At 34.0% G+C, this 15130-nt stretch carries 10 protein-coding genes and 1 riboswitch; of the genes, 3 read left to right on the top strand and 7 right to left on the bottom strand.

Annotation, left to right across the window (positions count from 1 at the left end; translation table 11 throughout):
* Positions 1 to 93 precede the first annotated feature (93 nt).
* Positions 94 to 1830 carry a B12-binding domain-containing radical SAM protein gene (locus ACEPXD_RS05155; protein ID WP_391120570.1) on the top strand — a complete coding sequence of 579 codons (1737 nt, stop codon included), beginning with the start codon at positions 94 to 96 and terminating at the stop codon, positions 1828 to 1830.
* A gap of 110 nt (positions 1831 to 1940) precedes the next feature.
* On the opposite strand, the gene ACEPXD_RS05150 is transcribed toward ACEPXD_RS05155, so the two are convergent.
* The 5 genes from ACEPXD_RS05150 to ACEPXD_RS05130 all read right to left on the bottom strand — a co-directional run bounded on the left by ACEPXD_RS05150 (position 1941) and on the right by ACEPXD_RS05130 (position 10475).
* Positions 1941 to 3293 (bottom strand): TrkH family potassium uptake protein, encoded by a 1353-nt coding sequence (locus ACEPXD_RS05150; RefSeq protein ID WP_391120568.1) that lies wholly within the window; start codon positions 3291 to 3293, stop codon positions 1941 to 1943.
* A gap of 109 nt (positions 3294 to 3402) precedes the next feature.
* Positions 3403 to 4170, bottom strand: coding sequence for a TerC family protein (locus ACEPXD_RS05145; RefSeq protein WP_151699224.1), 768 nt, complete (start codon positions 4168 to 4170; stop codon positions 3403 to 3405).
* A 66-nt stretch (positions 4171 to 4236) separates the two neighbouring features.
* Positions 4237 to 4332, bottom strand: a riboswitch (yybP-ykoY riboswitch).
* Positions 4333 to 4446: 114 nt separating this feature from the next.
* Entirely contained in the window at positions 4447 to 7524 is a 3078-nt protein-coding gene (locus ACEPXD_RS05140) for an efflux RND transporter permease subunit (protein WP_391120566.1), read from the bottom strand.
* A gap of 182 nt (positions 7525 to 7706) precedes the next feature.
* Positions 7707 to 9281, bottom strand: a complete 1575-nt coding sequence (locus tag ACEPXD_RS05135; RefSeq protein ID WP_391120564.1) for a peptide chain release factor 3 — start codon at positions 9279 to 9281, stop codon at positions 7707 to 7709.
* 144 nt (positions 9282 to 9425) lie between these two features.
* The gene (locus ACEPXD_RS05130; protein WP_391120562.1) at positions 9426 to 10475 is read right to left on the bottom strand and encodes a M42 family metallopeptidase; all 1050 of its coding nucleotides are present in this window, start codon (positions 10473 to 10475) and stop codon (positions 9426 to 9428) included.
* A 468-nt stretch (positions 10476 to 10943) separates the two neighbouring features.
* Here ACEPXD_RS05130 and ACEPXD_RS05125 point away from each other — a divergent pair, with 468 nt between their 5' ends.
* Positions 10944 to 12161 carry a PAS domain S-box protein gene (locus ACEPXD_RS05125; protein ID WP_391120560.1) on the top strand — a complete coding sequence of 406 codons (1218 nt, stop codon included), beginning with the start codon at positions 10944 to 10946 and terminating at the stop codon, positions 12159 to 12161.
* 35 nt (positions 12162 to 12196) lie between these two features.
* On the opposite strand, the gene ACEPXD_RS05120 is transcribed toward ACEPXD_RS05125, so the two are convergent.
* A complete protein-coding gene (locus ACEPXD_RS05120; RefSeq protein ID WP_391120558.1) occupies positions 12197 to 13585 on the bottom strand; it encodes an aldehyde dehydrogenase in 1389 nt (462 codons plus the stop codon).
* Between the two features lie 324 nt (positions 13586 to 13909).
* Between ACEPXD_RS05120 and ACEPXD_RS05115 the strand changes: the two genes are divergently transcribed.
* The gene (locus ACEPXD_RS05115) at positions 13910 to 14053 is read left to right on the top strand and encodes a hypothetical protein (protein WP_192797480.1); all 144 of its coding nucleotides are present in this window, start codon (positions 13910 to 13912) and stop codon (positions 14051 to 14053) included.
* A gap of 58 nt (positions 14054 to 14111) precedes the next feature.
* Here the strand turns inward: ACEPXD_RS05115 and ACEPXD_RS05110 are convergent, their stop codons facing one another.
* Positions 14112 to 14957: a DNA-3-methyladenine glycosylase family protein gene (locus ACEPXD_RS05110; RefSeq protein ID WP_391120555.1), complete on the bottom strand. Its 846-nt coding sequence runs from the start codon at positions 14955 to 14957 to the stop codon at positions 14112 to 14114.
* Between the last annotated feature and the right edge of the window lie 173 nt (positions 14958 to 15130).

Raw genomic sequence — 15130 nt, 5'->3', positions numbered from 1 at the left:
TCCTTTTTGATATTGAAATGATTCTTTCTTACTATATTGTCGACACCTCTTTTCCTTGATACAATATATATACGAAAAAAAGGAGTTTAAAAAATGAATATAATATTAGCAACACTAAATGCAAAGTTCATTCATACAAATTTAGCCCTACGCTGTCTAAAGGCATATGCTGAACCAGAATATTCCCCCCTTATCGCTGAATATACAATAAAAGACCCCACTTTCAATATTGTTGCAGACCTCTATCAGAAAAAACCTGAAATAGTAGGGTTTAGTTGTTACATTTGGAATATCGAAGAAACAATAAAGGTTATTAAAATATTAAAGACCGTAGATCCTTCGATCACAATTATTTTGGGAGGACCCGAAGTCTCTTATGATACAAATGTCTGGTTAAGACAAGTGAAAGAAATAGATTATATTGTCGTAGGAGAAGGAGAACATTCTTTTAAGGAGTTATTGAACTTCTTACATAATAAGCAATCCTTAAAAGATGTTCCTGGAGTAGCATATGTACAAGACGACAAATTTATTCTAAATACGCTACCTCCAAAATTAGATTTGAGAGAATCACCAACACCTTACCGCTTTGAAGAGGATATTCCAAATCTCTCTAAGCGTATTGCTTACATCGAAACTAGCCGTGGCTGCCCATTCTCCTGTCAATTTTGTCTATCTTCTATTGAAGTAGGTGTAAGATATTTCAATAGAGATAAAGTAAAAGAAGATATTCGCTTTTTAATGACTAATGGTGCGAAAACGATAAAGTTTGTCGATCGAACGTTTAATATTAGTAGAAGTTATGCAATGGAAATGTTTCAATTTTTAATTGATGAACATCTACCAGGAGTTGTTTTTCAATTTGAAATAACGGCTGATATTATGCGTCCAGAAGTAATTCAGTTTTTGAATGATAATGCTCCTGCAGGGCTTTTTCGTTTTGAAATCGGTGTACAATCTACGAATGATTTGACGAATGAACTTGTAAAACGCAGACAAAACTTTGAGAAATTAAAACGTACTGTGACGATGGTCAAAAGCGGTGGAAAAATAGATCAGCATCTTGATTTGATAGCTGGTTTACCGGAAGAAGACTATCATTCGTTTAGAAGGACATTTAACGAAGTATTTGAAATGCGTCCAGAAGAATTACAACTGGGTTTTTTGAAACTTCTAAGAGGAACTGGGTTGCGTGTTGAAGCAGAAAAGTATGGTTATGTCTATGTCGATCAAGCTCCATACGAAATATTTTCTAATAATGTCTTAACTTTTGATGATATTCTTCGTATCAAACAAGTGGAAGACGTATTAGAAAAGTACTGGAATGCACACCGAATGGATCGTACGCTTGAGTATTTATTCGATCAAATATTCGAAACACCTTTCGACTTTTTTCAACAATATGGAACGTTCTGGGAAGAAAGAAATTGGTCGAAAATTGGACATCAATTAGAAGATTTATATACAAGATTGAATGCTTTCTTAGAGAGTGTGGAAAAGCTCTCGTTACCAATCATTCAAAGTGTTATGAAACTCGATTATTTATCCAAACAAAAATTCCAACCTCGTAAGCCTTGGTGGGAAAATGATATGACCAAAGAAGAGCAATCGAAACTTTATAAACAGCTCGTTATGAATCCCTCCATTGCGGGTGCGGAATTTGTTGAATTACAATTGAACGAACGTGAATTATATAAGCAAACATTTATTACCCCAATTTCACTTTGCTTAGATTCTTATAAGCAAGGAGTGATTAAAGAAAAAGAGGGCTATTTGCTATCCACTTTCGGTATAAATAATGCTCCTCATTTTTCTTTTATTGAGAAATAAGTGTAGAGTGCTTTCGCGTAAATTGCACTTTCTTGGGATTAAGTCAAAACTGATTCTTAATATTAAAACCGAGCATAAGGTCCAGTAATGGACCTTATGCTCGGTTTCTTTTAACCTATAATAACCCGTTCTTTAGGATAGTGGAATTTTGTTTTATTACTCTTTCCACCTATTGAATATAAGAATGAAATCAAGCCTACACGCCCAATAAACATTAGAATCATAATAATCACTTTCCCTAAGTCGGACAGTTCCCCTGTTATTCCAAGAGACATCCCACATGTTCCAAAAGCGGATGTAATTTCAAAGATTAAGGAAGTAATTGGTACATTAGTTTCGGTAACTGATAATAAAATGGTAGCAATAAATACCATGGCAAAAGCTAAAATAATTACTGCAAAGGCACGAAATATGTCGATTAAATGCACTTCACGATGGAAAATTTGTACACTATCTTTTCCTCTCGAAAAGTTTATGAGAAATAAGACAGCAATAGCAAATGTCGTCGTCCTAATTCCTCCACCAACTGAGCTTGGGGATGCACCGATGAACATAAGCACACTCATTAAAAAGTTTGTACCTTCATGAAACTGCGTAACGTCTATCGTAGTTAATCCTGCTGAACGTGTAGAAACAGAATGGAATAAAGCAGTAAAGAATTTTTCATGCCAAGGCATTCCTTTGAATGCATGGAACATTTCAAGTAAATATATCATGATGGTGCCAAAAACTAAAAGAATAGCATAGGTAATTGTCGTAAGTCTTGTAAAAAGAGAAAAACGAAAACTTTTATTCTTATTCGACAGAAATTCTTTTACTTCAATTAGGACAGGAAACCCGATTGCTCCAAAAATAATGAGGAAAATAGTAATAATTTGAACAAAATAATCATGATGATAAGGAATTAAGGAGTTTCCTGTAATATCAAATCCCGCATTCGTCGTAGCAGATACAGAAGTAAAAATACCATGGGTCAATGCTTCTTTAAACGAATCGTAATATTGGGTAAAGTACAAGGTTAATAATAATGCCCCTATTGCCTGTATCAACAATAATAATTTCACGATTTCTTTAATTAAGTTAACTACTCCGGATAAATTTGATTGGTTATAATCGACCATGATCAGTTGACGTTCACGAAGTCCAATTTTTTTACCAGAAATTAACCAAACAAAAGTTCCTAAAGCCATAATTCCAATACCACCTAATTGCAGTACAAGTATGATCATAAAATATCCAAATACACTATATGTTTCGGATATATTAACCGATGATAATCCTGTGACACTTACAGCACTTACCGCAGTAAATAAACTGTCGATAAAATTAACGTGAACTCCAGGCTTATGAACACCCGGTAAACGAAGTAGTATCACAGAAATTGCGATTGCAATAAAATAATAGGTTACAATCGCTTGGGCTGGGGTATTATTTAGTTTTGTTTTTAGTCGTTTTTTTATCATGGTGATAATTTCCTTTCAGAAAACGTATAGACTGTTCCCTCATTGTAAGAAAAAAAAGCATAAAAAGATAGCTAAAACCAACTATCTTTTATGCTTTTCCACTTAAATACTATTTGTAAACTTTTTTGTTTGATATTACACCAAAAATATAACCAAAAAGGGCAATGGCTAATAGAACCGTCCAAAACGTGATTTCCCAAGGAGCTGAGTGTGGAAAATGTTCATCTAGTATACCAACTTTTGGATGTGAAAGTGTCAATACAGCTAGTTTTACTCCTACCCAGCCTACTATTAAGAATGCAGCTGTTTCTAATGAAGGATATTTTTCAAGCAATTGAACAAATTTATGGGCTGCAAAACGCATAATGACAAGTCCAATTACTCCTCCCAAGAACATTACTGCGAATTGCCCTCCGTTTATGCCCCCTATATGTAATTCACCAAGTTCTGGCAAAGTAACTGCTATAGCCACAGCAGCAAGCATCGAGTCAATTGCAAAAGCGATATCCGCTACCTCTACTTTTAATACAGTAAACCAAAAACTTGATCCTTTTGATGTGTTTAAGTCAAAATCAGGATGATCTTCTGGTTTAATTTTCGATTTATCATAAATATGTTTAATCGAAATGAATAATAAGTATGCAGCACCCAAAGCCTGAACTTGCCATACATTTACTAGAAATGTAATCATAAAAAGTGCCAAAAATCTAAATACAAAAGCTCCAACTAATCCGTAAAATAATGCTTTTTTCTGTCTCTCCTTCGGTAAATGCTTTACCATTACCGCCATCACGACTGCATTATCCGCTGCAAGTAATCCTTCCAATCCAACTAAAACAAGTAATACCCATCCATACTGAAATAATATTGCTTCCATTAAATTAATATCCTCCTTTTTGCAAATAAAAAGACCCTTGCCTAATTAAAGGCAAAGGTCTTGCTAAGTAATTGTAAAATTACTATCATAACCGATGGCAAAAGCCATGTAATGACGACTATGAAATAGGTTTCCCTATAGCTACTCCCCTTTGACATATGTCAAAAGTCTATTTAATTATGTTATTCATTATATCATACTGTTTCAACTTATAGAAGTAGAACTCTTTATTTCCAATATAAAAGACTTATTCTAAAGGTAATCATGGATGTAATTTTAAATACCTTTTGACTTTTTAGACACTGCTTTTGTTCTTGTTTCTTTATCAAACAAACTATAAATAACAGGTACAACATATAAAGTTAAGAATGTGGAACTAATTAATCCTCCTACTACGGTAATTCCCATGGGCTGATTTATCTCCGTTCCCTCTCCTAAACCTAAGGCAAGGGGAACTAGTCCTAAAATAGTAGTTAAAGCAGTCATTAAAATCGGACGAACGCGATCCCTTACGGACGTTATTATTGCTTCATAAGAATCCAAACCACTCGCTTTTCGTTGATTGATATAATCCACCAAGACAATTCCATTGTTTACAACAATACCCACTAAGATAAGAATTCCAATTACTACTGAAATACTTATAGATGTGTTTGTCGTGAAGAGACCAATGAAAATTCCAATAGTAATGAGAGGAACAGTGAACATAATCACGAACGGATATTTATACGACTCAAATTGTGCAGCCATTACGATGTATACTAAGACAACTGCCAATAAAATAGCTAAAATCATATCATTTTTTGCATTGTCCAATAACTCTCTATCTCCTCCAAAGGAAATGAGCACATTGTTTGGCAAATTAGCTTTATCAATGGCAGCATCCACGAAACTGGACATTTCACCTAAAGAATAGTGCGATGCATATTTTAAGGTGAATGTAACAGCGCTCGCTTGATTTACTCTTCGAATGGTTAAAGGTCCTTCTGCAATTTCAATATTCGCTACTTCTTGTAAAGTAATATACTGGCCAGAAGGAGTTCTTAATTTCAGTTGTTTTAATTGTTCCACACTGTTTCGATATGCTTCATCGTATTTCACATAGACGCCGTAAACATCTTCTTGCTCGGAAATAATTTGAGTAGCAAACACACCTCTCGTTACATTATTAACCGTTTGAGCAATTTGGACTGGGGCAAGCCCATATTCTGTTGCCGCATCTTTTTTTACCGTCAATTGCACTTCATCAATTTTTTCAGTTAAATCATTTCTCATACTAGTTATACCATTTATTTTTTCCAGTTGTTTCGAAACGGAATTTACCGCTTTATTCAAATTATCTTTACTCGCAGATGATAGTGTGAACGATAGTGAGTTAGGAGCTGAACCAGCGGCCGTCTGCATATTAAAGTTTACTTCCACATTTTTTCCTGCAGCTTTTATTACTTTCGGTTGAACTTCATCTACAAACATGAAGGTAGATCGCTTGCGTTCATCTAAAGGTACTAGCTTGACGGATATTTCTGCAATATTAGATTTAGATGTCCCTCTCGATTGCCCTTCTTGATTTCCTCCTACAAAACTTACGAACACTTCTACATCATTTTCTTTTTGCAATTGCTGCTCAATTTTCTTCACAACTTCATTTGTCGCACCAAAAGACGCTCCGTTTTCAAGTCTTACTGCTATCGTAACAAAGCCCTCGTCTGTAGCAGGTAAAAATTCCGTCCCCGTACGGAATAAACCAAACGTTGAAATGGCCAATAAAACAATAGTAATAGTAAGAACGATGGCGCGATGAGATAATGACCATCTAATGGATCGTTCAAAATTATTGTACGTTTTCGAACGACGTCTTTTCGCTTCCAGATCACCTTTTGGCTTCTTCAGCATTCTACTAGCCATCATTGGTATAACTGTTATGGCCACTACTAATGAAGCAAATAAACTAAACGAAATCGTTAGTGCAAATTCCGTGAATATCTGTCCAATTAGTCCAGAAAGAAATATAACAGGCACAAACACAGCAACCGTAGTTAAAGTAGATGCGGTAATAGCTCCCACAACTTCTTTTGTTCCGATAAAAGCGGCTTCTCGCGGATTCTTCCCTAATCCTAAATGCCTTTCAATATTCTCAATGACAACAATGGAATTATCGACGAGCATTCCTATTCCTAACGCTAATGCTCCCAGCGTCATAATATTTAAAGAGAATCCAGCAAAGAACATTAATACAAATGTCACAATGACAGAATACGGAATGGCAATACCTATAATTATTGGACTCTTTATCCCTTTTAAAAAGACAAATAATATGAGCATCGCTAAAATACCGCCTGTTATAAGCGTGGAGCCAATATTATTAATTGCTAGTCGTACATAGTCTCCTTGGTCAAATAATATATCTGCTTTTACACCAGAAAACTCCTCTTTTGCCAGTTGCTTGTCTAATGCTTCCTTAAATGCTTTGGATACATTTGCCGTATTTGCATTTGATTCTTGAAGAACAGATAGTAAAACAGCAGGTTCGCTATTTGCCCTAGTTTCTGAATTTTGTTCTGGTTCCGTAAGTTGGACCGTTGCAATATCTGCAATCGTCACTTTTTTACCGTCGAGCGGATTTACAGTGACCACAAGGTCTTTAATATCGTCTACCGTAGTAAGAGTGCTAATAATTCTAGTGGTGAGCGTTTTTTTATCTTCTGTTTCAATGGGACTTCCTGGAAGGGAGATATTGTTTGCTTGAATGAGTTGTACAATGTCGCTCTGTGTTAATCCTTTTTCCTCTAACTTATTTTGATTGAGCAGGATTTGCACTTCTTCTACGATTGCACCGGATACATTTAAACTTGCGACACCTTCCGTACTAATTAGTTCTTTTTCTAGCTTTTCCGCGATTAATCGAATATCTCCATTCGCTTTTTTACCACTTAACGATAACTGAATAACCGGAAATTGAGCTGGATCAAACTTTAGAAACTTAGGTTTTATAGCTCCTTCAGGCATAGGCGTAATGTCGATTCGCTGCATGACGTCTGATTCTACATCATCCATATTTGTGGACCACTCAAATTCCAATAATATAAAATTTGCTCCTTCTTGGGATGTACTATTAATGGATTTAATACCAGGTAATGTACTTAAGGAATTTTCGAGTGGTTTGGTAATTTTTTCATTTACTTCAACTGGGCTTGCGCCAGGATAACTTGAAACGACTACCGCAATTGGAGGATTTAAGTCCGGTATTAAGGTAATGGGTATTTTAAAAAATGAAACACCACCGAGGATGATGATTAAAAACATGATGACGGTTGTGAATACCGGCCTTTTTATGGAGAAATCACTTATTTTCATTTTCGGGGACCACCTTTATATTTGCTACTACTATCATATGCCCAAAAAAGGAAGAGTTCAAATTATTAAATAATGTTATTGCGATTCGGACGTGCTATCTTGCGATTTGAAGTAATATTTCACTATTTGGAGTTGTCTTACCATAAGAAAAGACCACCTTAATCAAAAGGAGGTCTCCCATATTATAGAAGATTGTATAATTTAATATGCTCATACTTATCTTGGAACCATCTTGTTGCAAACTCATTCTCAAATAAGAAAACATAATTATCGTAACGATCTCGCACTAACATACTTCTTGGACCAGTCATCGATTCTTTTACCTCTTCTTCATTTTCAATCCATCGAGCTACTTTCGAACCGATTGGCTCCATTCGTACATCCACATTGTATTCATTTTTCATACGGTGCTCAAACACTTCAAATTGAAGTTGACCAACTGCTCCTAAAATGACTTCTTCTGTATGAAGTGTTTTATAATATTGGATCGCACCTTCTTGTACTAATTGCAAGATACCTTTATGGAAATGCTTTGATTTCAATACGTTTTTAGCAGTTACTTTCACAAATAGTTCTGGAGTAAATTGAGGTAACTTCTCATAATTAAATGCTTTCTTTCCTCCAACTACTGTATCGCCAATTTGATAATTCCCCACATCATAGAGACCAATAATATCGCCTGCAACTGCCTCATCAACCGTTTCGCGGTCATCTGCTAAAAACTGTGTGGACTGTGTAACTTTGAAATTTTTGCCAGTACGAGCGAGTGTGATATTCATACCTCTTTCAAATTTACCAGATACGATACGGACAAATGCAATACGATCGCGGTGAGCAGGATTCATATTCGCTTGAATTTTAAAGATAAAGCCAGAGAATTCTTCATTCAATGGACTTACTTCCTCTCCAATATCCGTGTTACGAGGTTGTGGTGTAGGTGCAAATTGTAAATAGGTTTCTAAAAAAGTTTGTACACCGAAATTTGTTAACGCACTACCAAAGAAGACAGGAGTTAAATCTCCTGAAAGTACCTTTTCTTTATCGAAATTATTTCCAGCTTCATTTAAAAGTAGGATGTCTTCCATTGCTTGTGTATAGTAAGAAGTTTGTTTCATTGAATGATCCACTGCAAGTTCTCCATTTTCATCAATAGGAAGATATTTATCGGATTCTTCTACACGGAATTGTTCGATTCGCTTATTAAAGCGATCATAAATTCCTAAGAATTCTTTCCCCATACCGATTGGCCAGTTCATCGCATAAGATTGAATCCCTAGGACTTCTTCTAATTCTTCCATTAGTTCCAATGGTTCTTTCCCTTGTCGGTCAAGTTTGTTTATAAACGTGAAAATAGGAATTCCTCTCATACGACAAACTTTAAATAGTTTTAATGTTTGGGCTTCAATCCCTTTTGCTGCATCAACAATCATAACCGCGCTATCTACAGCCATTAATGTTCGATACGTATCTTCACTGAAATCCTGATGCCCAGGAGTATCTAAAATGTTAATACGACAATCGTTAAAATCAAATTGCATGACAGAAGAGGTAACCGAAATACCACGTTGTTTTTCTATTTCCATCCAGTCTGATGTTGCAAATTTCCCGGATTTTTTTCCTTTTACTGTTCCTGCATCACGAATTGCCCCACCAAAATATAAAAGCTTTTCTGTAATAGTTGTTTTACCAGCATCGGGATGGGAAATGATTGCAAAGGTTCTTCTTTTTAATATTTTATCTGTTAAATTTAAGTCCATATATTTTGTATCTCCTTCTTATTTACTTTTTTATCATATGGATTTGTGCACGAAAATACAAGTAAAAAAGAACCAGCTTACCGTTTTCTAACAAAATAAATCACAGAAACGGCTGCTGATTCTACTAGTTTTATTAAAGTTTGTTTATACCATTTTTGAGTTTACATAAGCATATAAAAGTTTAGCTGTTTGTTCCAATGAATCAATATGCGTCCGTTCATATGCATGGGAAGCTTCAATTCCAGGTCCAAATAATGCATGTTTTACATCATAACCTGCGCGAATAGCAGCTGATGCATCTGAACCATAGAACGGATATATGTCTAATTTGTAATCGATATTTTCTTTTTTCGCAAGTTCTACTAATTGACGAGTAAGTTCGTAATGGTAAGGCCCCGAAGAATCTTTTGCACAAATAGATACGGTATATTCGTCAGAAGTTTGTCCGTCTCCTATAGCGCCCATATCTACTGCAATATATTCCTCTACTTGTTCTGGAATATTTGAATTTCCTCCATAGCCGATTTCTTCATTATTCGAAATATAGAAATGAGTTGTATTTGGAAGTACAATATTATTTTCTTTAATTGACTTAATTAATTGAAGCAATAAAGTTGTACTTGCTTTGTCATCTAAATGGCGAGACTTTATGAAACCAGTATCCGTTTCTTCAAAACGTGGATCAAAAGATACAAAATCACCCACTTCAATACCTAGCCTACGTGTCCCTTCAGCATTCGTTACTTTTTCATCCACGCGAACTTCGATATTTTGCTCATCTCTTGCCAGTCCACTTGCATTTTTGTAGACATGAACAGTTGTTTGATGCATAAGAATAGTGCCACGGATTTTTTCCCCTTCAGCAGTATGAATAGTACAGTACTCCCCTTCAACCGCATTCCAATTAAATCCGCCAACCATAGCAAGTTTTAATCTTCCGCTTGTTTTCACTTCTTTTACCATTGCACCAAGCGTATCTGTGTGAGCTGTAAGTAAACGATGTTGTACATCATTTTCCCCTTTAATAGTAGCTATTAATGCCCCTTTGTTCGTACGTTTAAAAGCTACTTGTAAATCGAGTAATATATTCTCCATAAAATCCATAATTTCTTTTGTGTAACCAGATGGACTAGGTATTTCAACTAATTGCTTTAACAATGAAACAGTTTCTTCTTTATTAAAAGTAAATGACACTTTACTTCCTCCTTTTATTTACCTCTTTATCTTACCAAAATTTTTTATTTTCTTATAGAACTAAATGAGATAGTATAAGACACATATAAGTTAGACATGAGGTGGATAATGGAACCCAAGAGTTTTATAAGAAAAAGGAATCAATTGTTTATCGGTATCTCTGTAATATTTGCCTGTATCCATTTAATAACTTCTATTTTTGTGCCAGATAGTAAGGTAGAAACTTTTCTCTTTTACCAGATTATTTACATACTCCTTTTGATCATATTATATGTATGTAATTCTCGCATTCATTCTGTTCAATATATTATATTGACGTTTTTGAATTTATATAGTTTGTTTATTAATTTGACTAACTCAAACATAGTGTTCCTTGTTTTTCTTATTTATCCTATATACGTTGCGATTTTATATAAAAATATTTTACCAAGAGTAATTTTGCTCATCATAACTATTTTGGAAGTTGCATTGTTAACATTTTATAAAAAAGAAGTTTATTATCATAACTTGACTATAAATGATCTCATTTTTATTATCCTATTTTTAGTTCTCATTGTTCAAACTTCTATTGCAAACTCTTTCATTGAAAATAAAAGATGGAAAAAGCTTTCTGAACAAAATAAATCTATGCGTAAAGAATTAAATTCTAGAGAAGGATATTTACAGTTATTTTTTGATCACGCAAAAGATGCTATTGCTGTATTTGATCTAAATAATCATATTATTGAAGTGAATCATGCGTTTGAAGAAATGTATGGCTGGAAAAGAGAAGAAATTATTGGAAAATGCATTTCTTTTGTTCCGCAAGAAAACAGAGAAGATGCAGAATTACGCTACAGAGAAGTTCTAAAAGGTGTAAGTTTTCATTCTATAGAAACACAAGATATGAAAAAAGATGGATCTTATTTTGATGTTCAAATAACACTTTCTCCTATTTATGATTATGATGGGGAACTAGTTGCACTTTCTGCTATTAGTAGAGATATTAGCTATAAGAAAGTGGCCGAAAAGCTACTTGTACAATCGGAGAAATTAAAAATTGCAGGAGAAATGGCTGCAGGTGTTGCTCATGAAATACGCAATCCGATGACAGTTGTTTCTGGATTCATCCAAATGATGAATGAAGATAAAGATCAGCCATATTATGAATATACGAAACTAATTCAATCAGAAATTGAGCGAATCAATTATATAATGAGTGAATTTTTAATTTTAGCTAAACCGCATATTACAAAACGAATACGATATAATTTTAAACATACACTTGAGAATATTATCATACTTTTTGAACCCCAATTGAACTTAAAAGGAATCGTTCTATCTAAGCAATCATTGTCTAATGATGTCTACTTATTTGGGGAAGAAAATCAGATGAAACAAGTGCTTATAAACATCATGAAAAATGCGATAGAGGCCATTTTAGATGATGGATACATTGATATAGCTTTTGATGATCTTCAAACAGGAGTAATGAATTTAATAATTACCGATAATGGAGTTGGAATGGATACTTCTGTTTTAGAAAAACTATTTGACCCGTTCTTTACTACAAAAGAAAAAGGGACAGGTTTAGGTATGATGATATCCGAAAAAATTATAACAGAATACGGGGGGCATATTTTCATTGAAAGTGAACTAGGGAAAGGCACTACTGTTACCATTCAAATTCCATATGAAGAAGAATAGGACTGCTAGTCTAGCAGTCCTTCCATACTTTTCATTTACTTAAGAAGGCTTCTAATAAGCTTCACTTTGTTTTTATATGGTGGAAAAATTATATTAATCGATAGCTTCGTACTCTTTTTCATAATAGATTTTTGATGTGTAAATAAAGTGAAGCTTGCTTCCCCATGATAAGCTTGAGTTCCGGAATTTCCAATTCCACCAAAAGGTAAAAAAGAACTTCCCACATGTGAAATTGTATCGTTTATACATCCCCCACCAAATGAAAACTCTTGTAAGAAATAATTTTGAGCTCTTTCATTCTCACTAAACATATAGGCAGCAAGAGGTTTTGGCAATTTACGAATTTGACGAATAATAGTTGGTAAATCAGTATACGATATGATTGGTAATATAGGTCCAAAAATTTCATCTTCCATAGATGGGCTTGAGAAACTTACACCATCCAATATGGTTGGTTCAATATATAAATCACTTCTATCTGTACGTCCTCCAAAAACAATATGATCTTTTTCTAAATCTAGAATTCTTTTCAAACGATCGAACTGATTTTCACTTACAATCCTTCCTAGATCTCCACTATCTTGCATTGTTTTTCCAAAAAACGTATGGATCGTCTTTATCAATAGCTCGACAAATTCCTCTTTTATCGTTTCTTCTACTAATACATAATCAGGGGCAACACAAGTCTGACCTGCATTCATTAGTTTCCCCCATGCAATCCGTTTTGCGGCTACATCTAAGTTGGCTGTATGATCTACAATAGCCGGGCTTTTCCCGCCAAGTTCTAGTGCTATCGGAGTTAATCGTTCAGATGCAGCTCTCATCACAATTTTACCTACTTTTACACTTCCAGTGAAAAAGATAAAATCAAATGGTGCATGGATTAAAAGCGATGTTACTTCCTTTTCACCCTCTATTACGCGAATATATCTTGAATCAAATGTTTCGTCGATTATTTTCTTCACAATATTAGAAGTATGTGGCGTTGCTTCAGAAGGTTTAATAACCGCACAATTTCCTCCTATGATGGCTCCTAGAAGTGGTTCCATCACTAGTTGAAAAGGATAGTTGAATGGACCTACGATTAAAACAGTACCATATGAATCGTTTACGATAAAACTTTTGGAGGGCATTAAAGCAAGAGGAGTCTTAACTTGTTTTGGCTCCATCCATTTTTCTAGATTTTTTGCCATAAAAGATATATTGTCATATACAAGACCAATTTCCGTTGTATACGCTTCAAATTCACTTTTTCGTAAATCATCAGAAAGTGCTTGAATAACTTCTTTTTCATATTTCTTAATAGTGCTCTTTAACTTGTTTAGCTGATCTATTCGAAACTTAGCTGTTTTAGTTGTTCCAGAATAAAAAAATGCCTGAAGTTCCTCTATAATACACTCGATTTGTTGTAATGTGGCATTCAAAAAAACATCTCCTTTTTATTATTCAAGTTTAAAAAAAGAATCAACCTTATTTAAAGAATCATACTATTTTTTTCTAATGTAGAAAAGGTTCTTACATTCTTAATCAGCATGAATTTTTTTAATAATACATGAAAGATAGAAAATGTGGAAATACTCTTTATGTAGAGAGAAAATCATTTCTTACACTTCCAATACATTAGTCTATAAGTCTTGCATACAACATGTGATATTCGATTCATTTTTCTGAGTATAAGTTTATGATCGAAACTTGGCAGGGTATATATTGGTCAAATGGACAAAGATATTTTAAAGGAGGAAATGAAGATGACAGAAACAGCAACATGGTGGGAAACAATTTTTACGGGTGCATTTGCAATGGGAATAAACAAAGAACGATTATCAGAATTGGAAGAGGAATCCTTTTTATACTTTAAAGAAGTTCAAGATGAAATGGAGAGTAATAATTGAATAATTTTTCTACATAAAATCAGCTTTTCCCTAGCATATAAAGGAAAAGCTGATTTTTTCATTCGATATTTCTCCATAAGTACAATGCTGCATAACTTAGAAATGGAGACCAAGCTTCGAAATGGATTTCGATTTCTTCTTTCGTTGGCTTTTTCTCCAATTTCCAAAGTTGTTTTAAAGAGTTTTGGAGTCCCACATCTGCAACTGGAAATAAATTATTTCTACCAAGTCCAAAAAGTAAAAAACTTTCCGCTGTCCAAGGACCAATGCCTCTATATGTAGTTAATTTTTTTATAATATTTTTATCCGTTTCATGACTCAATGCTTCTAAATTTAACTCTCCACACGCTATTGCTTTCGACACCCCTATAATATACTCGGCTTTTCTGGAACTAAATTGCATACTTCGAAGGGTTTCGACATCTATCTCTGCTATTTTCTCTGCTGTAGGATAAAACCATACATCATCCACTTTTTCGCCAAATGTTTGAACAAACCTTGTAGTTAAAGTTCTTGCAAAAGATAAATTCAATTGTTGATGAATGATACTTTTAATTAAATTCGCATATAAAGAATAATCTGTAATGATAGGTGTTCCCTCAAATTTGCTAAATAAATTCTTTAAGTTTGTTTTGGAAAAGTGATCATTGACTGATTCTAAACTACGATCAAAGTGAAAAATGGATGAAATGCGTTGAATCTGTTCATTCGACATGATTCCCGAAAGTTGGAATTTAGGTTCAAGAAATGATCCAACACTATGAATAGTTACTATCGAATCCTCTAAAGGGATTTTTACTAATTGTTTGTTTATATCTACGGTATTTAAAGGATCTAAAGCTAATCTTGTAATTACTTCTTCAAAACGATAAGCAAAAGGTAATTCAATTGTATGCATCCTCATTTTCTCACCTTTCTACTTAATACAAATTTTCTAGGTAACTTACAATTTTTTAAATAAGTTTCGACATAGTCTTTGATATGATAAATTTCTTCACTTTCAATCAGTGAGCATTAAGGTCAACCTTAAATTCAAGTTTATATTTTTGGGGAAGTTACAAAAATTTTATAGTGGAT

The sequence above is a fragment of the Psychrobacillus sp. L3 genome (assembly GCF_042945595.1).
Lineage (GTDB): Bacteria > Bacillota > Bacilli > Bacillales_A > Planococcaceae > Psychrobacillus.
This window is presented reverse-complemented; position numbering and strand designations above follow the sequence as displayed.